The sequence below is a fragment of the Nonomuraea coxensis DSM 45129 genome (assembly GCF_019397265.1).
GTDB classification, from domain to species: domain Bacteria; phylum Actinomycetota; class Actinomycetes; order Streptosporangiales; family Streptosporangiaceae; genus Nonomuraea; species Nonomuraea coxensis.
The window spans coordinates 3,299,836-3,323,617 of sequence record NZ_CP068985.1; the positions used below are offsets into that span (position 1 = coordinate 3,299,836).

General features: G+C 72.7%; 19 protein-coding genes. 17 read left to right on the forward strand and 2 right to left on the reverse strand.

Annotated features, from left to right (window positions below):
• The first annotated feature begins 31 nt into the window (after positions 1–31).
• The 14 genes from Nocox_RS15390 to Nocox_RS15455 all read left to right on the forward strand — a co-directional run bounded on the left by Nocox_RS15390 (position 32) and on the right by Nocox_RS15455 (position 16,428).
• Entirely contained in the window at positions 32–1,570 is a 1,539-nt protein-coding gene (locus tag Nocox_RS15390; protein ID WP_020545501.1) for a UDP-N-acetylmuramoyl-L-alanyl-D-glutamate--2,6-diaminopimelate ligase, read from the forward strand.
• A complete protein-coding gene (locus tag Nocox_RS15395; protein ID WP_020545502.1) occupies positions 1,570–2,994 on the forward strand; it encodes a UDP-N-acetylmuramoyl-tripeptide--D-alanyl-D-alanine ligase in 1,425 nt (474 codons plus the stop codon). Before Nocox_RS15390 ends, Nocox_RS15395 begins: the two co-directional genes overlap by 1 nt.
• Positions 2,991–4,049, forward strand: a complete 1,059-nt coding sequence (gene mraY / locus Nocox_RS15400) for a phospho-N-acetylmuramoyl-pentapeptide-transferase (protein WP_020545503.1) — start codon at positions 2,991–2,993, stop codon at positions 4,047–4,049. Before Nocox_RS15395 ends, mraY begins: the two co-directional genes overlap by 4 nt.
• Positions 4,046–5,422, forward strand: coding sequence for a UDP-N-acetylmuramoyl-L-alanine--D-glutamate ligase (gene murD / locus Nocox_RS15405; protein ID WP_020545504.1), 1,377 nt, complete (start codon positions 4,046–4,048; stop codon positions 5,420–5,422). Before mraY ends, murD begins: the two co-directional genes overlap by 4 nt.
• On the forward strand, positions 5,419–6,702 hold the full coding sequence (gene ftsW, locus Nocox_RS15410) for a putative lipid II flippase FtsW (RefSeq protein ID WP_020545505.1): 1,284 nt from the start codon (positions 5,419–5,421) through the stop codon (positions 6,700–6,702). Before murD ends, ftsW begins: the two co-directional genes overlap by 4 nt.
• Positions 6,703–6,714: 12 nt before the next feature.
• Entirely contained in the window at positions 6,715–7,791 is a 1,077-nt protein-coding gene (gene murG / locus Nocox_RS15415; RefSeq protein WP_020545506.1) for an undecaprenyldiphospho-muramoylpentapeptide beta-N-acetylglucosaminyltransferase, read from the forward strand.
• Positions 7,788–9,188, forward strand: coding sequence for a UDP-N-acetylmuramate--L-alanine ligase (murC, locus tag Nocox_RS15420; RefSeq protein ID WP_026214841.1), 1,401 nt, complete (start codon positions 7,788–7,790; stop codon positions 9,186–9,188). Before murG ends, murC begins: the two co-directional genes overlap by 4 nt.
• A gap of 74 nt (positions 9,189–9,262) precedes the next feature.
• On the forward strand, positions 9,263–9,928 hold the full coding sequence (locus tag Nocox_RS15425) for a cell division protein FtsQ/DivIB (RefSeq protein WP_020545508.1): 666 nt from the start codon (positions 9,263–9,265) through the stop codon (positions 9,926–9,928).
• 334 nt (positions 9,929–10,262) lie between these two features.
• The gene (gene ftsZ / locus Nocox_RS15430; protein ID WP_020545509.1) at positions 10,263–11,729 is read left to right on the forward strand and encodes a cell division protein FtsZ; all 1,467 of its coding nucleotides are present in this window, start codon (positions 10,263–10,265) and stop codon (positions 11,727–11,729) included.
• Positions 11,730–11,835: 106 nt separating this feature from the next.
• Entirely contained in the window at positions 11,836–12,528 is a 693-nt protein-coding gene (locus Nocox_RS15435; protein ID WP_020545510.1) for a YggS family pyridoxal phosphate-dependent enzyme, read from the forward strand.
• Between the two features lie 142 nt (positions 12,529–12,670).
• Entirely contained in the window at positions 12,671–13,171 is a 501-nt protein-coding gene (locus Nocox_RS15440) for a cell division protein SepF (protein ID WP_020545511.1), read from the forward strand.
• A gap of 83 nt (positions 13,172–13,254) precedes the next feature.
• Positions 13,255–13,542: a YggT family protein gene (locus Nocox_RS15445; RefSeq protein ID WP_020545512.1), complete on the forward strand. Its 288-nt coding sequence runs from the start codon at positions 13,255–13,257 to the stop codon at positions 13,540–13,542.
• Positions 13,543–13,648: 106 nt separating this feature from the next.
• Positions 13,649–14,521 carry a DivIVA domain-containing protein gene (locus Nocox_RS15450; RefSeq protein WP_026214842.1) on the forward strand — a complete coding sequence of 291 codons (873 nt, stop codon included), beginning with the start codon at positions 13,649–13,651 and terminating at the stop codon, positions 14,519–14,521.
• A 41-nt stretch (positions 14,522–14,562) separates the two neighbouring features.
• On the forward strand, positions 14,563–16,428 hold the full coding sequence (locus Nocox_RS15455) for a hypothetical protein (protein ID WP_157383289.1): 1,866 nt from the start codon (positions 14,563–14,565) through the stop codon (positions 16,426–16,428).
• 120 nt (positions 16,429–16,548) lie between these two features.
• Here Nocox_RS15455 and ileS read toward each other — a convergent pair whose 3' ends face one another.
• Positions 16,549–19,695 (reverse strand): isoleucine--tRNA ligase, encoded by a 3,147-nt coding sequence (gene ileS, locus Nocox_RS15460; protein WP_026214844.1) that lies wholly within the window; start codon positions 19,693–19,695, stop codon positions 16,549–16,551.
• Between the two features lie 471 nt (positions 19,696–20,166).
• Here ileS and Nocox_RS15465 point away from each other — a divergent pair, with 471 nt between their 5' ends.
• The 3 genes from Nocox_RS15465 to Nocox_RS15475 are packed head-to-tail and all read left to right on the forward strand — an operon-like array spanning position 20,167 to position 22,086.
• A complete protein-coding gene (locus Nocox_RS15465) occupies positions 20,167–20,556 on the forward strand; it encodes a TraR/DksA family transcriptional regulator (protein WP_020545515.1) in 390 nt (129 codons plus the stop codon).
• 38 nt (positions 20,557–20,594) lie between these two features.
• Entirely contained in the window at positions 20,595–21,164 is a 570-nt protein-coding gene (lspA, locus tag Nocox_RS15470; protein ID WP_020545516.1) for a signal peptidase II, read from the forward strand.
• Positions 21,157–22,086 carry an RluA family pseudouridine synthase gene (locus Nocox_RS15475; RefSeq protein WP_020545517.1) on the forward strand — a complete coding sequence of 310 codons (930 nt, stop codon included), beginning with the start codon at positions 21,157–21,159 and terminating at the stop codon, positions 22,084–22,086. The genes lspA and Nocox_RS15475 overlap by 8 nt, the downstream gene beginning before the upstream one ends.
• A gap of 40 nt (positions 22,087–22,126) precedes the next feature.
• On the opposite strand, the gene Nocox_RS15480 is transcribed toward Nocox_RS15475, so the two are convergent.
• Positions 22,127–23,773, reverse strand: a complete 1,647-nt coding sequence (locus tag Nocox_RS15480; protein ID WP_084685814.1) for a serine/threonine-protein kinase — start codon at positions 23,771–23,773, stop codon at positions 22,127–22,129.
• Positions 23,774–23,782: the final 9 nt, after the last annotated feature.

Below are 23,782 nucleotides of genomic sequence, written 5' to 3' on the forward strand. Positions count from 1 at the left end.
GTACGCTCTCGCCGTGCGTCCCCCGTCGTCTATGCGTCCCACGACCAATCCGCCCCGCCCGCTGACCGGGCTCGCGACCATGCTCGACGCCGGCTCCGGCACGTCGAGGTCGCCCCACGCCGCCCTGACCGGCGTCACCATCGACTCCCGCGACGTCCGGCGGGGTGATCTCTACGTCGCGTTGCCCGGCAGCCAGGTGCATGGCGCCACGTTCGCCGCGCAGGCGATGGCCGGCGGCGCGGTGGCGATCCTGACCGACCCGGCGGGGCGGGAGGCCGCCGCGGCCACCGGGCTGCCGGTGCTGATCGTGCCGGACCCGCGCGCGCTGCTCGGGCAGATCTCCTCCTGGGTCTACGGCCAGCCGGCCCACGACATCCAGGTCCTCGGCGTGACCGGCACGAGCGGCAAGTCCACCACCACGTTCATGCTGGAGGCGGGCCTGCGGGCGGCCGGGCACACGACGGGCCTGGTGGGCGGCGTCGAGATCCGCGCGGGCGAGCTGCGCTTCCAGCCGACGCTGACCACGCCGGAGGCCACGGCGCTGCACGGGCTGTTCGCCCTCATGCGCGAGCGGTCCGTGACCGCGGCCGCGATGGAGGTCTCCAGCCACGCGCTCGCCCTCGGCCGGGTCGACGGCGTCTACTACGACGTGGCGCTGTTCACCAACCTCTCCCAGGACCACCTCGACTTCCACAAGGACTTCGAGGACTACTTCGCCGCGAAGACACGGTTGTTCCAGCCGGAGCTGAGCCGCGCGGGGGTCACCAACCTCGACGACCGCTACGGCCGTGAGCTGCTGCACCGGGCCAAGGTGCCGATGACGACGTTCTCGGCGGAGGGCGATCCCGAGGCCGACTGGCGGGCGCTGGACGTCCGGCTCGGCGCCGACGGCAGCGCCTTCCGGGTGACCGGTCCCGGCGGCGTGGAGGCCGACGCGCGCATCGCCCTGCCGGGGCCGTTCAACGTCGCCAACGCGCTCGGCGCCGTCGTCACCCTGGTCGAGGCCGGGGTGCCGCTGCAGACGGCGGTGCACGGCGTCGGCACGCTGGCGGGCGTGCCGGGGCGCATGCAGCGGGTCACGACCGCCGAGGACGACTTCCAGGCGATCGTCGACTACTCGCACAAGCCGGGCGCGGTGGAGTCGGTGCTGCGCTCGCTGCGTACGGTCACCGCGGGCCGGCTGGTCATCGTCCTCGGCTGCGGCGGCGACCGCGACAAGGGCAAAAGGCCCATGATGGGCGAGATCTCCGCCGAGCTGGCTGATGTGGCCATTTTCACCAGCGACAATCCCCGTACGGAGGATCCGCTCGCCATCCTCTCGACGATGATGGAAGGAGCGCTCCGCGTTCCGCAGCACGGCCGCGCTCATGTGATCATTGAGCCCGACCGCGCCGCCGCCATCGGCCTGGCGATCGCCAGGGCAGGGCGCGGCGACGTGATCGTCGTGGCGGGCAAGGGTCACGAGCAGGGCCAGTACGTCTCAGGCGAAGTGATCCCCTTCGACGACCGCGAGACCGTCGCCGAGGCGATCCACGTACGCAAGGAAAGCACGGAAAGCAGGAAGCACTGATGATCCCGTTGCCGCTGGCCAGGATCGCCGAGATCACCTCCGGCACCCTGTCGGGCAAGGCCGATCCCCGCGCCGTGGTGCGCGGGCCCGTCGTGATCGACTCGCGGGCCGTCGAACCGGGATCGTTGTTCGTCGCGTTCGCGGGCGCGCGCGTGGACGGCCACGACTTCGCCGCCCAGGCCGTCCGGTCCGGGGCCGTCGCCGTGCTGGCCACCCGGCCCGTCGACGCGCCCGCGGTGATCGTCCAGGACGCCGCGACGGCCCTCGCCGTGCTGGCCTCCGCGCAGGTGGCGGCGCTGCCCCGCACCACCGTGATCGGCGTGACCGGCTCGGCCGGCAAGACCACCACCAAGGACCTCCTGGCCAGGCTCACGGCCAGGATGGGGCCGACCGTCGCCCCCGTCGGCAGCTTCAACAACGAGCTCGGTCACCCGCTGACCGTGCTGCGCGCCGACCAGGACACCCGGTTCATGGTGCTGGAGCTGGCCGCGCGCAACATCGGCCACATCAAGGAGCTGACCCGCATCGCGCCGCCGCGCATCGGCGTCGTGCTCAACGTCGGCACCGCCCACCTCGGCGTGTTCGGCGGCAAGGAGGCCATCGCCAAGGCCAAGGGCGAGCTGGTCGAGGCGCTGTCCGGCGAGGGCGTGGCGGTGCTCAACGCCGACGATCCTCTCGTCCGCGAGATGGCCGCGCGCACCGAGGCCAGGGTCACCTTCTACGGCCGGGGCGAGGACGCCGCGATCCGCGCCGAGGACGTCACCATGGACGAGCGCGGGCGGGCCTCCTTCACCCTGCGCGTCCCGTCCGGCGCCGCGCCCGTCACGCTCCAGCTCTACGGCGGCCACGCCGTCGACAACGCCCTCGCCGCCGCGGCGGCGGCGTACGAGCTGGGGCTGCCCGTCGCCACCATCGCCGAGGAGCTGTCGCGGGCCACGCCGAGCAGCCGGTGGCGGATGGAGGTCAGCGAGCGGGCCGACGGCGTCACCGTCGTCAACGACTCCTACAACGCCAACCCCGACTCGATGCGGGCCGCGTTCGAGACGTTCGCCGTGCTCGGCCAGGGGCGGCGGCGCTTCGCCGTCATCGCGGCCCTGCGCGAGCTGGGCGACCAGGCCCCCGCGCTCAACCGCGAGCTGGGCGTCCTGGCCGGCGGCGCGGGCCTGACGGGCCTCGTCGTGGCCGGGCCCGACGCCGAGCCCGTCCTGGAGGGCGCCCACGAGGCCGCGAGGGCCGCGCAGGCGCCGCCGGGCGGCCCGCCGGGGGAGACCGGGCCGCGCATCGTGCACGTCCCCGACGCCGCCGCGGCCGCCGCTGAGCTCGGAGGGTGGCTGCGGCCCGGCGACGCGGTGCTGATCAAGGGCCCGCGCGCCATGGGCCTGGAGCGGACGGCCGAGCTGGTCCTCGGAGGTGCCCCCCAGTGACCAACATCATCATCGCCGGCGCGGTGGGCCTCATCCTCTCGATGCTGGGCACCCCGCTGGCGATCAGGCTGTTCTCGCGGCGCGGCATCGGCCAGCAGGTCCGCGAGGAGGGCGTGCAGGCCCACCTCGGCAAGCGGGGCACCCCCACCATGGGCGGCACGGTGTTCGTCCTGGCCGCCCTGTTCGCCTACGGGGCCTCCCACCTGGCCACCCTCACCCCGCCGACCGTCTCGGGCGCGCTGGTGCTGTTCCTGATGACCGGGCTCGGCGCGGTCGGGTTCCTCGACGACTTCATCAAGATCTACAAGCAGCGCAGCCTCGGCCTGCGCAGCGGCGCCAAGGCGCTCGGCCAGCTCGTCGTCGGCGCGGTCTTCGCCGTCCTCGTCGTCCGCCAGCCCAACGTCTACGGCATCACCCCCGCCGAGACCCGGGTGTCGTTCCTGCGCGACATCGGCCCCTCGATCGGCATCGTCGGGTTCACCATCTGGGTGCTCATCATGATCGTCGGGTTCTCCAACGCGGTGAACCTCACCGACGGACTCGACGGCCTCGCGAGCGGCGCCTCCGGTGTGGTGCTGGCGGCGTACGTGCTGATCGGCAACTGGCAGCTCCGCAACAACTGCATCGACCAGCTCGGCCCCAACTGCTACTGGGTGCGCGACCCTCTCGACCTCGCCGTGGTCGCCGCGGCCGTGCTCGGCGCGCTCATCGGCTTCCTGTGGTGGAACGCCCCTCCCGCCCGCATCTTCATGGGCGACACCGGCTCGCTCGCCCTCGGCGGCGTGCTGGCCGGCCTGGCCATCGCCACCCGCACCCAGCTCCTCCTCATCATCCTCGCCGGCCTGTGCGTGATCATCACCCTGTCCGTGATCATCCAGGTCGGGTTCTTCAAGATGACCGGCAAACGGGTCTTCCGCATGGCCCCGCTCCAGCACCACTTCGAGCTCAAGGGCTGGGCGGAGACCACGATCGTGGTCCGCTTCTGGCTCATCGCCATGCTCTGCGCCGCGCTCGGGCTCGGGCTGTTCTACGTCGAATGGATGCCCAAGCCATGACCGTCACCTGCGTCGCCGGGCTCGGCGTCTCCGGCACCGCCGCGGCGCGGGCCCTCGCCGGGCGCGGCGAGCGCGTCGTCGTCGTGGAGGCGGTCGAGGGGGAGCGCCAGCTCGCCGCCGCGGCCGAGCTGGCCGGGCTCGGCGTCGAGACCCGCTTCGGCGAGATGGTCCTGCCCGAGGGCGCCACCCGGCTCGTCACCACCGGCTGGGCGCCGCACCACCCGCTCGTCGCCGCCGCCCTGGATGCGGGCGTCGAGGTCGTGGGGGAGGTCGAGCTCGCCTGGCGGCTGCGCCCGGCGAACGCCGCCCCCTGGCTCGCCCTCACCGGCACCAACGGCAAGACCACCGCCGTGCGCATGCTCACCTCGATCCTCATGGCCGCCGGGCACAAGGCCCTGGCCGTCGGCAACGTGGGCCTGCCCGTGGTGCGGGCGGTCGCGGAGCCGTACGACGTGCTGGCCGTCGAGCTGTCCAGCTTCCAGCTCCACTGGTCGGCCACGCTGGCGCCGCGCGCCGCCGCGATACTCAACATCGCCCCCGACCACCTCGACTGGCACGGCTCCATGGAGGCGTACGCCGCCGCCAAGGGCCGCGTCTACGAGCGCGCGGGCACCGTCGTCTACAACGCCGACGACCCCGAGGCGACCCGGCTGGCCGAGCCCTACCCGAGGGCCGTCGGCTTCACGCTGCGGGCGCCGCGGAGCGGGCAGCTCGGCGTCGTGGAGGACCTGCTGGTCGACCGGGCGTTCGTGGCCGACCCCGTGGAGGCGGCCGAGGAACTCGCCACGTTCGGCGACATCCGCCCCCTCGCACCCCACAACGTGGCCAACGCCCTGGCCGCGGCGGCCCTGGCGCGGGCGTACGGCGTGCCCGGCGAGGCGGTCGCGCGGGGCCTGCGGGACTTCGTGCCCGACCCGCACCGGCTGGCGCTGGTCGACCGGGTCGGCGGCGTCGACTACGTGGACGACTCCAAGGCCACCAACCCGCACGCCGCCGCCGCGGCGCTGGCCTCGTACCCGTCGGTCGTGTGGGTGGCGGGCGGCCAGCTCAAGGGCGCCGACGTGGACGACCTCGTCCGCCGGGCAGCCCCCCGGCTGCGCGGCGCCGTGCTGCTCGGCGCCGACCGCGCCGAGATCGCCGAAGCCCTCGCGCGACACGCCCCGAATGTCCCCGTGGTGGACATCGCGGATCGGGACACTGGTGCGATGGAGAAAGTCGTCATCGCAGCCGCCCGCCTGGCCTCGCCGGGCGACACCGTGCTGCTCTCCCCGTCGGCGGCCTCACTCGACATGTACCCCGGCTACCCGGCGCGGGGCGAGTCGTTCGCGCGGGCCGTGCGCGGGCTGAAGGAGCGGGCCGAGGGAGCGGTGTGAGCGCGACCGCCGAGAAGCGCGCGCACCCCGCCCCGGCGGAGGGCCCGCAGGGCTGGGCGCGCGAGCAGCTCGCCGCGCTGCGCGAGCTGCTCGGCAAGCCGCTCACCACCTACTACCTGATCATCATGTGCAGCGCGCTGCTGCTCGCGCTGGGCCTGATGATGGTGCTGTCGGCCTCCAGCATCGAGGCGCTGCAGAAGACCGGCAGCCCCTTCTCGTGGTTCATCAAGCAGTCGCTGTCGGCCCTGATCGCCGTGCCGGTCATGTACGCCTGCTCGCGCCTGCCGGTCAAGTTCTTCCGCTGGGCCGGCTACCCGCTGATGGCGCTGTCGATCATCTCGCTGGTGATGGTGCTGTTCATCGGCTCGACGGAGCTGGGCGCGCAGCGCTGGATCTACGTCGGCTCGCTGACCATCCAGCCGTCGGAGCCGGCCAAGCTCGCGCTCGCGCTGTGGGGCGCCGACCTGCTGGCGCGGCGGGCGCGGCAGGGCCGCATCGAGTGGCGGCAGCTGCTGATCCCGCTGATGCCGGGCACCGCGATCCTGGTCGTGCTGGTCCTGCTGGGCCGCGACCTCGGCACCACGCTGGTGCTCTTCATGATCTTCCTGTCCCTGCTGTGGGTGGTGGGCGCGCCGGTCAAGCTGTTCGGCGGCATCATGTCGCTGGCCGTGCTGGCCGCGGTCATCATGATCAAGGTGGAGCCCTACCGGATGCGGCGCATCGGCGCCTTCCTCGACCCCTGGGCCGACGCGCAGGGCGACGGCTACCAGGCCGTGCAGGGGCAGATCGCGATGGGCTCGGGCGGCTGGTTCGGGGTCGGGCTCGGCCAGAGCCGGCAGAAGTGGAGCTGGCTGCCGCACGGCGAGAGCGACTTCATCTTCGCCATCGTCGGCGAGGAGCTCGGGCTCATGGGCACGCTCATGGTCGTCGCGCTGTTCGGGCTGCTCGGCTACGCCGGGCTGCGCGTCGCCGTACGGGTCAGCGACCCCTTCATCCGGCTGGCCGCGGCCGCCATGGTCGCCTGGATCGTCGGGCAGGCCACCGTCAACATGGGCGCCGTCCTCGGCGTCCTGCCCATCACCGGCATCCCCCTTCCCCTGGTCTCGTACGGCGGCTCGTCGCTGCTGCCCACGCTCGCCGCGCTCGGCATGCTGCTGTCGTTCGCCAAGCACGAGCCGGGCGCGCGCGAGGCTCTGGCCGCTCGTGGCCCCGGACCCGGCGCGCGGGCCCTAAGCTGGCTTGGCCTTGGGGGTATGACCAGAGGCCGAGCGACACGTTAGGGAGTGACCTTGATGAGGGTGGTCCTCGCCGGTGGGGGGACGGCCGGGCACATCGAGCCCGCGCTAGCCCTTGCGGACGCGCTGCGCCATCTCGATCCCGGCGTCGGCGTCACCTGCGTCGGCACCGAGCGCGGCCTGGAGACGCGGCTCGTGCCCGCCAGGGGCTACGAGCTGGAGCTGGTGCCCGCGGTCCCGCTGCCGCGCGCGATCACCCCGAGCCTGCTGACCGTCCCCGGCCGGCTGGCCGGGGCGATCAACGCGGTCGCGAACGTCCTCGAACGGGTCCGGGCCGACGTGCTGGTCGGTTTCGGCGGCTACGTCGCCACGCCCGCCTACCTCGCCGCCAAGCGGCGCGGCCTGCCGATCGTCGTCCACGAGGCCAACCCGCGTCCGGGGCTGGCCAACCGGCTCGGGGCGCGGCTCACCGAGCACGTCTTCACCGGCCATCCCGAGGCCGCGCTGCCCAAGGCCGAGTACATCGGCACGCCGCTGCGCCGCGAGATCGTCACGCTCGACCGGCTGTCCATGGGCGACAAGGCGCGCTCGTGGTTCGGGCTGGAGAGCGACCGGCCCACGCTGCTGGTCTTCGGCGGCTCGCAGGGGGCCCGCTCGATCAACGAGGCCGCGCTCGCCGCCGCGCCCGCGCTGCGCCGGGCCGGGGTGCAGGTGCTGCACGTGATCGGGCCGAAGAACCTCGTCGAGCGGGAGCCGCCGCCCGGCGACCCCCAATACGTCCTGCTGCCCTACGTCGACCGCATGGACCTCGCCTACGCCGCCGCCGACGTGGCCCTGTGCCGCAGCGGCGCGCTCACCTGCGCCGAGCTGACCGCGGTGGGGCTGCCGGCCGCGTACGTGCCGCTGCCGCACGGCAACGGCGAGCAGGCGCTCAACGCCGAGCGCATCGTGCGCGGCGGGGGCGGGCTCATGGCCGACGACTCCGAGCTGTCACCGGAGTGGATCATCCAGAACGTGCTGCCGATGCTGCACGACCCCGAGCGCGTCGCCGCGATGTCGGAGGCCGCCTCCCGGCTGGGCCGCAAGGACGCAGATATCATGCTTGCCAGGAAAGTGTTGGAGATAGCCCGATGAGTCTCGTGAAGCTGGTCGATCCCGTCCGTGTCGAAGATCTGGGGCGGGTGCACTTCATCGGCATCGGCGGCGCGGGCATGTCCGGCATCGCGCGCATCCTGCTCAAGCGCGGCGTGCGCGTGTCCGGCAGCGACGCCCGCAGCTCGGAGCTGGTCACCGAGCTGCGCGAGCTCGGCGCGGCCGTGCACATCGGCCACGCCGCCTCGCACATCAAGGACGTCGACACGGTCGTCGTCTCGACCGCCATCCGCGACTCCAACCCCGAGCTGGGCGAGGCGCTGAAGCAGGGCCTGCGGATCATCCCGCGGGCGGCCGCCCTCGCCTCCGTGATGGCCGGGCGCACCGCCGTGGCCATCGCCGGCACCCACGGCAAGACCACCACGACCTCGATGCTGACGGTGGCGCTGCAGAAGTGCGGGGCCGATCCGTCCTACTGCGTGGGCGGCCAGCTCGTCACCACCGGGCTCGGCGCCGACGAGGGCGCGGGCACGGTGTTCGTGGCCGAGGCCGACGAGAGCGACGGCTCGTTCCTCATGCTGGCCCCCGACATCGCCGTGGTCACCAACGTGGAGGCCGACCACCTCGACAACTACGGCGACCCGCGGGCCGTGCACGACAGCTTCGCCCGCTTCGCCGACCGGGTCGGCTCGCTGCTGGTGATCTGCGCCGACGACCCGGGCTCTGCCGAGCTGGCCGGGCGGGCGCGCTCGCGCGGCCTGCGGGTGCGCACCTACGGCGCCGCCGAGGGCGCCGACTACCGCGTCCGCGGGGTCCGGCCCGACGGGTTCGGCACGGTCTTCGAGATCGAGGGCCGCGGCGACGTACGCCTGGCCGTTCCCGGGGCGCACAACGCGCTCAACGCCACCGCGGTGATCGCCGTGGCCGACGAGCTGGGGCTGTCCTTCGAGGAGATCAGAGGGGGCCTGGGGGCCTTCACGGGGGCCAAGCGGCGCTTCGAGGCCAAGGGGGAGGCGGGCGGCGTCGCCGTCTTCGACAGCTACGCCCACCATCCGACCGAGCTGGCCGCCGATCTGCGGGCCGCCCGCGACGTCGTCGCCTCCTACTCGGGCGACGGGCGGGTCATCGCGATCTTCCAGCCGCACCTCTACTCGCGCACCCGCTTCTTCGCCGACGAGTTCGGCGCGGCCCTGGGGCTCGCCGACGAGGCGATCGTGCTCGACGTCTACGGGGCCCGTGAGGACCCCGAGCCGGGCGTGTCCGGGGCGATGGTGGCCTCGCGGGTGCCGCTGCCGGCGGAGCGGGTCTCGTACGCGCCGGACCGGGCCGCGGTGCCCGCGCTGGTGGCCGAGCGGGCGCGGCCCGGCGACATCGTCCTGACGATGGGCGCCGGCGACGTCACCGAGCTCGGCCCGCAGATCGTCGCCCGCCTCTCCTGACCGTCCCCGGGCGTGGCGCGGACGGCCAGGCGTCGCGCGGGCGTAGGTTCGATGCCGATATGTCTGGGAGGGCGATGAAGGCGCGGACGGCGTTCCTGGTCCTGCTCACCGCGGGGGTGGTGGGCACGGCCGCGTGGCTGGTGTTCTTCTCGCCCGTGCTGGGCGTGCGTTCGGTGGAGATCGTGGGAAATATCACAGTTCCCAAGGAGCACATCGAGCAGAAGGCGGCGGTGGCCGACCTGCACCCGCTGGCCACCGTCGACCTGGCGGGCGTCCAGGCGCGGGTCCTCGGCATCAGGCAGCTCGCCAGCGCCAAGGTGGACCGGGTGTGGCCGGGCACGCTGCGGATCGAGGTCGTCGAGCGCGAGCCCGTGGCGGCCGTCCCCGCCGGCGACAAGGTCGCGATCGTGGACGGCCGCGGCGTGGTGATCGAGATCAGGCAGGAGGCGCCGCCCCTGCTGCCGGTGCTCCGGGTGGACAACCCCTCGGCCGCCGACCCGGCGACGGTCGCCGCCCTCCAGGTCATCCAGGCCGTGCCCGACGCGATCGCGCCCAAGGTGCGGCAGGTGCGGGCCGGCACGGCCGAGGGCGTCACGCTGGAGCTGTCCGACGGCCGTACGGTCGTGTGGGGCGGCCCCGACCGCCCCAAGGAGAAGGGCCGCATCCTGGCCTCGCTCCTCAAGCGCGAGAAGGCGAACGTCTACGACGTGAGCTCGCCCGACGTGGTCACCCTGAAGTGATCAAGAGTGTCAGGGTCTGGCAACCGGGCGGCAACGGCATAGCCCAGCCTGTGCGAGGCAGGGGTCGCGGCGTGAGAGCCTAAAGTCGGGATCGGCCACAGGAGTGCCCGGACCAGGCACGACTTCGGAGCGAACCGGACAGCCCGCGACACGCCGGACGTGCTTGCGGCGCGGTTAGTTGACCCGCCCGGAGCGTAACTCCTACTGTCCGTATCAATCCTCAGGTTGACATAAATCTAAATCTCAACCTGAGGTTGAGAGTTACCCGAACTGACAAAAAGCGGAGACAATCCGCACCGAAATGGCAAGTCAACGAGCGGAAAGGCCCCTCGTCGTGGCAGCACCGCAGAACTACCTCGCGGTCATCAAGGTCGTCGGCATCGGCGGCGGCGGAGTCAACGCCGTCAACCGGATGATCGAGGAGGGACTCAAGGGCGTCGAGTTCATCGCCATCAACACCGACGCCCAGGCGCTGCTGATGAGTGACGCCGACGTGAAACTCGACGTGGGCCGCGAGCTCACGCGCGGACTGGGCGCGGGAGCCAACCCCGACGTCGGGCGCAAGGCGGCCGAGGACCACCGTGAGGAGATCGAGGAGGTCCTCAAGGGGGCCGACATGGTCTTCGTCACGGCGGGCGAGGGCGGCGGCACCGGCACCGGCGGCGCCCCCGTGGTGGCCAACATCGCCAGGTCGCTCGGCGCGCTCACCATAGGCGTCGTCACCCGGCCGTTCAGCTTCGAGGGCCGCCGCAGGGCCATGCAGGCCGAGGCGGGCATCGAGACGCTGCGCGACGAGGTCGACACACTGATCGTCATCCCCAACGACCGGCTCCTGTCGATCTCCGACCGGCAGGTCAGCGTGCTGGACGCCTTCAAGGCGGCCGACCAGGTGCTGCTGTCCGGTGTCCAGGGCATCACCGACCTCATCACCACCCCCGGTCTGATCAACCTCGACTTCGCCGACGTCAAGTCGGTCATGTCCGGCGCCGGCTCGGCCCTCATGGGCATCGGCCACGCCCGCGGCGACGACCGCTCCGTGGCGGCGGCCGAGATGGCGGTCTCCAGCCCGCTGCTGGAGGCCAGCATCGACGGCGCCCACGGCGTGCTGCTGTCCATCGCGGGCGGCTCCGACCTCGGCCTGTTCGAGATCAACGAGGCCGCCCAGCTCGTGTCGATGGCCGCGGCGCCCGACGCCAACATCATCTTCGGCACGGTCATCGACGACGCCCTCGGCGACGAGGTGCGCGTCACGGTGATCGCGGCCGGTTTCGACGACGTGCCGGGCCCGGCGGTCAAGGAGGTGCCGCGGCCGGCGGGCCGCGCCGCCGCCGCCACGCCGCCGCCCGCGCCCCCGGTGTCCTCGCCGGTGCGGCCGAGCGTGTCGTCGCCCAGCGTCAAGTCCGAGCCGCCGGCGCTGCGCCCCGAGCCGCGGGCCGAGGTTCGTCCCGAGCCCCGTCCCGAGCCGCGCGCGGACTTCCGCGCGGAGCCCCGCCCCGAGCCGCGCCCCGACCTGCGTCCCGAGCCCCGCCCCGAGGCGCGTCCCGAGCCGCGGCAGGAGTTCAGGCCGGAGCCGCGTCCCGAGCCGGTGCGCCCGGTGGAGCCGGTGCAGGCGGTCGCGGAGCCGGCCGGCGAGCCGCCCGCCGACGAGCCGTCCGGGCCCGTCTCCATCCCGAGGCCCACGCCCGAGCCCGCCAACCCGCCCACGCCCATCACCTCCCGCATGCAGGAGCCCGCCAAACGTCCCCGGGTGATCTTCGAGGAGCAGGAAGAGGAGCTCGACGTCCCCGACTTCCTCAAGTAGCACGGGCGTCCCACGCCGCTCCCCAGGGATACGGGAGCGGCGCCGTCATGTGCGCGACAGGTCCGGGCGCGACGACCCGGGCACGAAGACACGCAGGGAGACTCAGGTGAGAAGGGACGAGATCGCGGCCGGCCTCGCAGAGGTCGACGAGCGCATCGCGGCGGCCTGCCGCGCGGTGGGCCGCGACCGCGGCGAGGTCACGCTGATCGCCGTCACCAAGACCCGCCCGGCCGAGGACGTCAGGATCCTCGCCGAGCTGGGCGTGCGCGACGTCGGCGAGAACCGCGACCAGGAGGCCGCCCCCAAGGCGGCCGAGCTGGCCGGGCTCCCGCTGACCTGGCACTTCGTGGGCCAGCTCCAGACCAACAAGGCCCGCTCCGTCGTCGCCTACGCCGACGTGATCCACTCCGTGGACCGCGTACGGCTGGTGGAGGCGATCAGCCGCGAGGCGGTCCGCCAGGGACGCAACGTCGGCTGCCTCATCCAGGTCGCCCTCGACGACGACCCGGCCAGGGGCGGCGCCCGCCCGGCCGACGTGCCGGAGCTCGCCGACGAGGTGGCGCTGGCCGAGGGCGTGTGGCTCGGCGGCGTCATGGCCGTGGCGCCGCTGGGGGAGGAGCCCGCCAAGGCGTTCGCCCGGCTGCGCGAGGTGGCCACGCTGGTGCAGGAGCAGCATCCGCGCGCCACGATGGTCTCCGCAGGGATGAGCGGCGACCTCGCCGAGGCCATCGCCCACGGGGCGACACACGTGCGCGTCGGTACGGCGTTGCTCGGTCGTCGCAAGCCCTTCGTCAGGTAATGTCCCCTCAAGTGGGTCTTCAGGCCCATGATCAGGTAGAGGTCGAGCCGGTGGAGGGTCTGAGCGGGTCACCGATACCGCCCCGGCGCCACGACACCGGGCCCCGAGCGAGGGCGACCATGAGCAGGAGGACGACGTAGCGATGGCCGGCGCGATGCGCAAGATGGCGGTCTACCTCGGTCTCGTGGAGGACGACCGCTACGAGAGGTACGAGACCTACCAGGACGACTACGCCTACGAGGACGAGGTGCAGCGGACCGGCGAGGAGCGGCCCGTGGCGGTCCAGGACCGCGACGACGAGCCCGACGCCCCGGTGCCCGCGCCCAGGCCCTCCACGGCGATCCTGGAGCGCCGCACGACCGATCTGGCCCGCATCACGACGCTCCACCCGCGCACGTACAACGAGGCGCGCACCATCGGCGAGCACTTCCGCGACGGCACCCCGGTCATCATGAACCTGACCGAAATGGTTGACAGCGACGCCAAACGGCTGGTCGATTTCGCGGCAGGTCTGGTCTTTGGCCTACACGGAAGCATTGAACGTGTTACCAACAAGGTGTTCCTGTTGTCCCCTGCCAATGTCGAGGTGACCGCCGAGGACAAGGCTCGAATCGCGGAACGCGGGTTCTTCAATCAGAGTTAGAGTCTCTGTATGTCCAACCCACCCCACCACCCGGTCTCGGCGAGACGGGGAGGGCTCATCAGAAGTGGAGGCTCGGCCGGGCCGTGGCGATCGTAGGTCAGATCTTGGTCGTAGTCCTGTCTCTCTACTTGGTGCTGCTCATCGGCAGAATGATCTTCGAGACCGTGCAGGCCTTCGCCAGACACTGGCGGCCGACCGGGCTCGTGCTGGTGCTGGCAGAGGCCACGTACACCGCGACGGATCCACCTCTGAAGTTCCTCCGCCGTTTCATTCCCCCGCTCCGGTTGGGTACGGTGGCCTTTGACCTGAGCTTCACCGTCCTCTTCATCGTGGTCCTGATCCTGATCCAGCTCGCGGGGCTGCTGAGGTGACGGGGCCGGTGTCGTGCAGGTCATGTTCCAACTCGTGTCCGCGCTGAAGTGATTCGGGTTACCGTCCCTCCGGACAGACTCCAAGCGCGCCAAGGAGACCAAAAAGATGCCGCTGACGCCCGCTGATGTGCGGAACAAGCAGTTCAGTACCACCCGGCTGCGGCCGGGCTACGACGAGGAAGAGGTCGACGCCTTCCTCGACGAGGTGGAGGCTGAGCTCGACCGCCTGATCCAAGAGAACGAGGAGCTCCGCGCCAAGCTGGCCGAGTGCCTGCGCGGGAAGGTGCCGGGCGGCATGGGCATGCCCATGGCCTCCGCCCCGGTCCAGGAGCAGCCCAAGCCCGAGATGATGGCGCCGCCGCAACCGGAGCCCATGCGGGCCCCCGAGCCGCCGCCGGTCCAGCAGCCGCCCGTCCCCGTGGCCATGAACATGCCTCCCGCCGAGGACAACATGGACACCGCGGCCCGCGTGCTCGCCCTCGCCCAGCAGACCGCCGACCAGGCGATCGCCGACGCCCGCCGCGAGGCGGACGAGACCGTCACCCGCGCCCGCCGCGAGGCCGACGAGATCCTCACCAAGGCCCGCCGCCAGGCCGAGCAGGTCATCGGCGACGCCCGCGCCCGCGCCGAGACCCTGGAGCGCGACGCGCAGGAGCGCCACCGCCAGGCCATGGGCTCGCTGGTGCAGACCCGCGACGAGCTGGAGCGCAAGGTCGAGGAGCTGCGCAGCTTCGAGCGCGAATACCGCAGCAGGCTCAAGCTCTACCTGGAGAACCAGCTCGCCGAGCTCAACGTCTCGGCCGAGGGCAGCGGAGGGTTCCCGGTCATGTCCGGCGGTCCCGGCGGCCAGGCTCCGGCCATGCACGCCGTGCCGCAGGGCGGCCAGCCGCCGCTCCCCGGCGGCCCCAACCCCTTCGGCGGAGAGGCTCCCCAGGGCGCTTTTCCCGGCGGTGACGGTCCCCACAACGACCGCCGGTAAAGTAACGGGTCACTAGGACCTGTCACTCGAAAGAGCCCTCTGTGATCCTTATCAGTGCTGGTTTGGTGCTCGCGGCGGTCGTGCTGCTGATCGCGGGCTTCGTACTGGCGAAGCCGTTCCTGATCATGTGGTCCATCGTGGTCAGCGTGCTGTCCGCGCTGTTCCTGGTGATCGGGGCGTTCCTGCGGCGACACGAGCTGTTCCCCGGTGGTGGGCGGGCCGCTGCACCGGCCACCCCCCCTCCCGCGGGGCTCATGCCGCCTCCGGGCTTGCCGTACAACCAGACCGGTCCTGTGGCTCACCAGCCCCCGCCCCAGACCCGCCCGCAGCCGCAGCCGCCGCAGCGGACGGTGACCCTTCCGGCCACCGGTCCGCGCCGCCCCCCGGCCGGCGGTGTCGCCCCGGACGCGATCGTGCTGGTGATCCCCGGCCGCAAGCGCTACCACGTGGCCGGCTGCCGGCAGCTCGCCGGACGGGAGCACGAGGAGCTCACCCACGAGGAGGCACGCGAGGAGGGCTTCACGCCCTGCACGGCGTGCCTGCCCGACAACGCGCTCGGCGGACGGCAGCTCCCCCCTGCCGCCGATCCCGAGCCCGCAGCCGCCCCCGGCTCCGCGTCCGCCGCGGAGAGCCGGGCGGAGCCGCCCACGGCCCCCCACACCCCGCCCCCCGCACCACCCAGGCCCGGCCCCCAGGCCACCACCCCCGGCCCGCAGCCCGCCTCCGGCCCGCAGCCTGCCTCCGGCCCGCAGCCGGCTTCCGGCCCGAGGCCCGCAGCAGGTGGGCGGCCCGGCGGGGCGCCGCAGTCCGGCGCTGGACCGGCTGATCGCCGGGAGCCCGCCGGAGCGGAGTCCAAGGAGCCGAAGCCCGGCGAGGAGCCGGCGCCGGTCGCCGCCCATGAGGAAGGCGCCGCCGGATGGTTCGGCAGGCCGGCCGCCGCATCCGCGGGTCAGGCCGCCGCCAAGGGCCGCTCCTCCTCCGGGACAGGGCCGGACGACGAGCAGGGGGAGACGCAGACCTCCATCTTCCGGCCGCCGCCGTACGCGAGCCGGCCCCAGCCCGCGCCGACCGGCAAGGGCGAGAAGCCTGGCGCCCCGTCCGCGGAACCCACCGCCTCCGGCACGGAGCCGGCGTCCGAGGTCACCGCCGCCGTGGGCAAGCCGGGCAAGCCCGCCGCCACGTCCGGTAAGCCCACTGCTTCCGGCAAGCCCGCTGCCACGCCGGGCGAGTCCACCGGCACCTCCTCAGGCGAGTCCGCCGCCACAGCGGGCAAGTCCACTGCCACGCCGGGTAAGCCCGGCGCCACCTCGGGCGAGTCCGTCGGTGCGCCCGGCAAGCCCGCCGCCGCCTCGGGCGAGTCCGGAAAGCCGACCGGCGCCTCGGGTGCGGGCGGTGCGACGTCCGGGGGTTCCGCAGGTGGCAAGACCGTGGCGCCGCCTGAGGACGAGGCCGAACGCACCGACCCCGCGCTGCGCCCGCCAGGCGCTCCCGCCGGAGAGCCGAGCAGCAAGGCCGGCCGGCCTCAGGGAGCGGGTCAGCCCGAGCGGACGGGACGGGCCGGGCAGCCTGGCGACGACGAGGATGACGATGCGGGGCCGTCCACGGCGCCGCAGCCGCGCATCACGGCCGCGTCGGCGCGGCCCGAGCGGTCCGAGCGGGCGCGGGAGGATTCCGGATCTTCCCGGACCACCGTGTTCCCCGTCGCGGGGAAGCAGGAGCCCGAGGGGACGTCGGGTGCGGGCAAGGTCAAGGTCATCGTCGGCACGCGCCGCTACCACGACACCGACTGCCCGTTGATCAAGGGCGCGGGGGAGAGCGGCGTCGAGACGATGACGGCCGCCGCGGCGGAGGCGGCCGGGCTGACGAGCTGCTCGGTCTGCCGGCACGATCGCGAGACGGCGTCCTGATCGCTCCCGCCCGAACGCACGCCCCGCCAGGGATCTCCCCGCAGGAGCAGGCGGATACGGCGAACGCCCCCGGTCACACAGGACCGGGGGCGTTCGGCGTAGAGAGGACCTTCGTCCGGGTCAGGCGCGGCGGAGCTGGAAGGTCAGGGACAGGTCGTCGTCCGTGTGGACCGGCAGGCCGTCGGCGGCGCCCTCTGTCACCGACGTCGCCAGCACCTCCTCCGCCACCACGCGCGGCTCCTCCCGCAGCGCGGCGGCGAGCTCCGGCGACGCGGCCGACCACCACAGCTCGATGCGGTCGGTGATCGACAGCCCGGTGGCCTTGCGGGCCTCCTGGACCAGGCGGATGACCTCGCGCAGCAGGCCGGCGCGGCGGAGCTCGTCCGTGAGCTCCAGGTCCAGGGCGATGGTCTCGCCCGCGCCCGCGCCGATGGCGCCGGTCTCCACGGCCCAGCCGGCCTTCGGCTGCTCGTTGACGATCACGTCGTCGGGGCCGAGCATGATCTCGCCGAGCTCGTCCGCCTCGACCATGACCGTGCCGCCGGCGCGGATGGCGCGGGCCACGCGGGCCGGGTCGGCGGCGGTGACGGCGGCGGCCACCAGCTTCGTACGGGGCCCGAACCGCTTGCCCAGCGTCCGGAAGTTGGGCTTGACCGAGTAGGACACGAGATCGGCGCTGAAGCCCGACATGTCCTCCAGGGTGTGGACGTTGAGCTCGTCGGCCACCAGCCCCCGCAGCTCGCCCGGCAGCGACTGCCAGCCGTGCGCGCCGACCAGCGCCCGCCGCAGCGGCTGCCGCGTCTTGACGCCGGAGGAGGCGCGGGCCGAGCGGCCCAGCTCCACCAGCCGCCGCACCAGCGCCATCCGGTCGGACAGCGCCGGGTCGATGAGGTCCTGGCGCGCCTCCGGCCAGGACGTCAGGTGCACGGAGGAGGGGGCGTCGGCCGGGCGGAGGACGTCCCAGAGGTAGTCGGTGACGAACGGCGTGACGGGCGCCATCAGCCGCAGCACCGTCTCCAGGCACTCGTACAGGGTCGCGAAGGCGTCCTCGGAGCCCTGCCAGAAGCGGCGGCGCGAGCGGCGGACGTACCAGTTGGACAGGTCGTCGAGGAAGTCGGCGAGGCGGCGGCCGGCCCGCTGGGTGTCGTACTCGTCGAACGCGGCCGTGACCTCGGCGACCGTGCGGTGCAGCTCGGCGAGGGCCCACCGGTCGAGCAGCGGGCGCTCGGCGGCCGGGCTCGCCTCGGCCAGCCGGGCCGGGGTCCAGGACTCGGCGTTGGCGTAGAGGGTGAAGAACGACGAGGTGTTCCACAACGTCAGCAGGACCTTGCGGACGATCTCCTCCAGGGCGTTGTGCCCCACGCGCCGGGCCGACCACGGCGAGCCGGAGCAGGCCATGAACCAGCGCAGCGCGTCGGCGCCGTGCTCGTCCATGAGCGGGATCGGCTCCAGGATGTTGCCGAGGTGCTTGCTCATCTTGCGGCCGTCCTCGGCGAGGATCAGGCCGAGGCAGAGCACGTTCTCGTAGGAGGACTGGCCGAAGACCAGCGTGCCGACGGCCATGAGGGAGTAGAACCAGCCGCGGGTCTGGTCGGTGGCCTCGCAGATGAACTGCGCCGGGTAGACGCCCTCGGGCTTGCCACGCTCGCCCCACTGCGCGAACGGCATCGAGCCGGAGTCGTACCAGGCGTCGATGACGTCGGGCACCCGCCGGGCCTCCCCGCCGCAGGACGGGCAGGGGAAGGTGATGTCGTCCACGAAGGGGCGGTGCGGGTCGAGCGCGGAGACGTCCTGCCCGGCCAGCGCGCCCAGCTCCTCCAGCGACCCGACGCACGTGACGTGGCCGTCGTCCTCGCCGCACACCCACAGCGGCAGCGGCGTGCCCCAGTAGCGCGAGCGCGACAGCGACCAGTCGACGTTGTTGCGCAGCCACTCGCCGAAGCGGCCCCACTTGATCGTCTCGGGGTACCAGTTGGTGCCGGCGTTCTCGGCCAGCATCTGGTCCTTGACGGCGGTGGTGCGGATGTACCAGGACGGGAGCGCGTAGTAGAGCAGCGCCGTGTGGCAGCGCCAGCAGTGCGGGTAGCTGTGGTCGAAGTGGCCGCCGCGGTAGAGCAGGCCGCGGGCGCGCAGGTCGTTGGTCAGCTCCTCGTCGGCGTCCTTGAAGAACGTGCCGCCGACCATGGGGACGTCGTCGAGGAAGCGGCCGTCGGGGCCGATCGGGTTGACGACGGGCATCTCGTAGCGCTTGATGACCGCCATGTCGTCGGCGCCGAAGGCGGGGGCCTGGTGGACCAGGCCGGTGCCGTCCTCGACGGTGACGTAGTCGCCGAGCACGACGTAGTGGGCGCCGGGGATGTCGACCAGCTCGAACGGCCGCGCGTAGGGGGTGCGCTCCAGCTCGCGCCCGGTGTAGCGGGCGAGCTCGGTGGCGCCCTCGCCGAGGACCGACAGCAGCGGCTCGGCCACGACCAGGACCTCGCCGTCGGCGGTGCGCGCGGCGACGTAGGTGACGTCGGGGTGCACGGCGACGGCGGTGTTGGAGACCAGCGTCCACGGCGTCGTGGTCCAGATCAGCAGCGAGGCGTTCAGCTCGGCCAGCGGGCCGGACAGCACCGGCATGCGGACGTAGACCGACGGGCTGGAGACGGTCTCGTACGCGCCGGGCTGGCCCATCTCGTGGTCGGACAGGCCGGTGCCGCAGCGCGGGCAGTAGGGCGTGATCCGGAAGTCGCGGAACAGCAGCCCCTTGTCGAAGACGACCTTCAGCGACCACCACACGGACTCGATGTAGGACGGGTCCATCGTCCGGTACGCCTGCGACAGGTCGATCCAGTAGCCCATCCGCTCGGTGAGCTGCTCGAAGGCGTCCACGTGCCGCAGCACCGACTCGCGGCACTTGGCGTTGAACTCGGCGATGCCGTACGTCTCGATGTCCCGCTTGCCGGAGAGGCCCAGCTCGCGCTCGACGCCCACCTCGACGGGCAGGCCGTGGCAGTCCCAGCCGGCCTTGCGCGGGACGCTGAAGCCGCGCATCGACTTGTAGCGGGGGAAGAGGTCCTTGAAGACGCGCGCCTCGACGTGGTGCACCCCGGGCAGGCCGTTGGCGGTGGGCGGGCCCTCGTAGAAGACCCACGACGGGTTGCCCGCGTTCTGCTCCACGGAGCGCTCGAAGATCTTCCCGTCCCGCCAGCGGTCGAGGACCTCGCGCTCGAGCGCGGGCAGGTCGACCTGCGCGGGAAGAGGGCGGAAGGTTGGGGAAGACATCTCGGGCGTGACCTCCACGCTTGATCGGCCGGTTGGGCGAGCGTGAAGGGACGAAGCCGTGCGGCTCCGCGGTACCACCCTTCTTGACCCCGCCCGCGGGCGGAGCCCTCTTCGTTGTGTGTGCTGCCGGGTCTAGTGAGCTCGGGACGAGCCGTTCTTCCGGCGGCTCCGGGGTGATATCCCTCACATTCGGGGCCCCATCAACGCCTTGCAGTCTCAAATCGTAACGCAGAGTCGGCGTCAAGGCTTCCACGTTTCGCGGCGGCGTCCGCGGACACCGGCCCGCCAAGTCGGTACGGAACCCGTAAACACCGACAAAGTTGTGGGAATGGACGCTGTCGTGGAGGAGTTAGATGCGCGAGGCGGGATAGTACGGGAGAGGTAAACCGTCCGGCGGGTCGTTTGTCGTTCCGTTATCAGGATCCTAAGCTGCCCGCACCCTATGGCCTTGATCAGCAATGGAGGCAACCCATGGCGGCAGTCACGCAGACCGCTACACCGTCGATGTGGTCGGACGAGGAGCTGGCCGAGGTACGCGACAGTCTCCAGCAGGAGATCGACGAGCTGGAGGCGGACATCCTCCGGCACGAGAGCGAGATAGCCTCGGGTGAGATCACCCAGGGAGCCGGGGACGACCAGGCGGACGCCGGAGCCAAGACGTACGAGCGGGAACGCGAGATCGCCCTTACCCTGAATGCGCGCGACCTGGTCGCGCAGAACGAACGTGCGATCGCCAGGATCGACGCAGGGACCTATGGAGTGTGCGAATCGTGCCACAAGCCGATCGGCAAGGAGCGCCTGCAGGCGTTCCCGAGGGCGACGCTGTGCGTGGCCTGCAAGCAGAAGGAGGAGCGCCGCTAGGCCGACCTCGCCGTCGCCGCCTGGTCGCGCTCCTCGTCGTGCTGTCGGCCGTGATCTACACGGCCGACCTCATCACCAAGACGGTGGTGCTGCGGACGCTTGAGGGCCAGGCACCGCTGGTCGTCATCCAGGACGTCCTGCAGTTCCGGGTGATCTTCAACTCCGGTGCCGCGTTCAGCATCGGCACCGGGATGACCTTCATCTTCACGCTGATCGCCGCCGGCGTGGTGGTGGCGATCATCCGTACCGCGCGCAAGCTGGGCAGCCGGGCGTGGGCCGTCACGCTCGGCCTGCTGCTCGGCGGCGCCCTCGGCAACCTCACCGACCGGCTGCTGCGCTACCCGTCGGGGTTCGGGCGGCCGACGCAGCTCCAGGGGCACGTGGTCGACTTCATCGAGGTGCTGCCCGGCCACTTCCCCGTCATCGACTACTTCCCGGTCTTCAACATCGCCGACTCCGCCATCGTCTGCGGCGGCATCCTGGCGGTGCTGCTGGCCTGGCGGAACGTCCAGATCGACGGGACCAGGGAGGACGCCGGCCAGGCGAAGGCGGACGCCGGCCGGGCGAAGACGGCGGACGGCGGCAAGGAGGCGGGCGCGAGTGAGTGAGCAGCGCAGCCTGCCGGTGCCCGACGGCCTGGAGGGCGAGCGGCTCGACGCCGCGCTCTCGCGGCTGTTCGGCTTCTCCCGCACCCGGGCCGCCGACCTGATCGCCGGCGGCGACGTGCTGGTCGACGGCCGGCAGCCGGCCAAGTCGGACCGCGTGCACGGAGGCGCGTGGCTGGAGGTCACCCTGCCGCCGCCGGTCACCACGCCCATGCCCGTGGCCGAGCCGGTGCCCGGCATGACCATCGTGTACGAGGACGACGACATCATCGTGGTCAACAAGCCCATCGGCGTCGCCGCCCACCCCACCGTCGGCTGGACCGGCCCCACGGTCATCGGCGGGCTGCTCGGGGCCGGGCACACCATCGCCACCAGCGGCGCCGCCGAGCGCCAGGGCATCGTGCACCGCCTCGACGCCAACACCACCGGGGCCATGGTCGTCGCCAAGAGCGAGCACGCCTACTCCCACCTCAAGCGCGCCTTCAAGGAGCGCACGGTCGACAAGCGCTACCACGCGCTGGTCCAGGGGCATCCCGACCCGTTCCGCGGCACGGTGGACGCGCCCATCGACCGCCACCCGTCGGGCGACGGCCGCTTCGCCGTGGTGGCCGGCGGCAAGCCGTCCGTCACCCACTACGACACGATCGAGGCGTTCCGGGCCGCGTCGCTGCTGGACATCAAGCTGGAGACCGGGCGTACCCACCAGATCCGGGTGCACATGTCCGCCCTGCGGCATCCGTGCGTCGGGGACCTGCTCTACGGCGCCGACCCGACGCTCGCCGCCCGGCTCGGGGTGACCCGGCAGTGGCTGCACGCGGTGGCGCTCGGGTTCGAGCATCCGTCCACGGGGGAGTGGATGTCGTTCAGCACCGACTATCCGGCCGATCTGCAGAAGGCGCTCGACATGGTGCGCGAGGAGTCCTGAGGGGCGGTCCCGCCGGCCCTCGGCCGCTCTCGCCCCCGGGTCACTGTGAGCCCTCGATCACGCCGCCCGTGTCCTCGTCGTCGGACGGCTTGTCGTCCTTCGCGCCGTCGTCCTCGGCGTCGTCGTTCTTGGCTCCGGTGTCCCGCTTCTTCTCCTCGCCGTCGGCCGGGGCCGGAGACCTGGCCGGGGTCTTCTTCTGGCTCGGGCGGCCGCCGGTGGGGGAGGGCGTGCCCTCCGGTGAACGCCGGGGCACGGGGGCCTCGCCGGTCCGCTGGGACGGCGGCTCCGTCTCCTCCGGGCGGGCCTCCTCGGAAGAGGGCCGTGACGAGGACTCGGTGACGACCGCCGGCTGCGTGGGCGACGAGGGGCGCGACGAGTCGGACGCGCGGCTCGACCACCAGGCCGCCCCGCCGGTGATCGCGGCCACCAGGACCGCACCCCCGGCGAGCGCCGCCAGCGCCACCCCGCGCCGCCGCCTCCCCGCGCCCCCCGCCGCTCCGCTGCCCGCACCGGCCGGTCCGATGCCTGCACCCGCCGCTCGGGGGTCAGCGCCCGTGGGGCCTGCGCCCGTCGGTCCTGCGTTGGTCCATCCTGCGCCTGCTGGTCCTGCTTCCGTTGCTCTCGCGGCGGTTGCCGGCGGGCCGGCGCTCGGCGCTCGCGTTCCCCCGGCTGCGGCGGCGCCTGCTGTGGTGCCTGGTCCGGCGGTGTCTGGTGCGGGGGCGTGACCGCTGGACGGGTGCGGTCCCGCTGGGACCGTACCGGCTGCCGCGCCCGTCGCCTCGCCGGGGCCCGCGGGGATCGTGCCGCCCGGGACGGCGGTGGGCATGATCTTGGTGGCTGAGACCGGGCCGGCCGCGTCCGGGGAGCCGCCCATGAGGATCGTGGTGAGGCGCCGTTCGGCCTCGTCCAGGGTCATGCGTTCGGCCGGGTTCTTGCGCAGCAGCCCGCTCAGCACCGGGGCGAGCACCCCCGCGCGGGCCGCCGGCTCCGGCTCGGCGTGCATGACCGCGCCCAGCGTGGTGAGGGGGTTGGTGCGCTGGAAGGGGGAGTGGCCCTCGACGGCCTGGTAGAGCGTGACGCCTAACGACCACAGGTCCGACGCGGCCGAGGCGCGCCCGCCCGCCGCCCGCTCGGGCGCGATGAAGGCGGGCGTCCCGATGAGGACCCCCGTCCGGGTGACGGTGCTGTCGTCCTCGGTCGTGGCGATGCCGAAGTCGGTCAGCACGGTACGGCCGTCCTCGGCGAGCAGCACGTTGTCCGGTTTCACGTCCCGGTGCAGCACCCCGGCGGCGTGCGCGGCGCGCAACGCCTGGAGCAGGTGCACGCCGATCCTCGCGGTGTCGTACGGCTCCAGCGGCCCGTCCTCGCGGATCGCCTCGCCGAGCGTGCGGGAGCGTACGAGCTGCATGACGATCCAGGGGTGCCCGTCCTCCTCCAGGACGTCGTACACGGTGGCCACGCCCGGATGCGCCACCCGGCCGGCCGCCCTGGCCTCGCGGAACGTGCGCCGGGCGAACACCTCGCGTTCCGGCCCCGTCAGGTCGGGCGGGGGCACGACCTCCTTGACCGCCACGTCCCGGCCCAGCACCTCGTCATGTGCCTGCCAGACCTTGCCCATGCCGCCCTTGCCGATCGCCTTGAGCAGCCGATATCTCCCGCCGACCGTCACCGCCGCTGAATCGGACATGCACCGCGA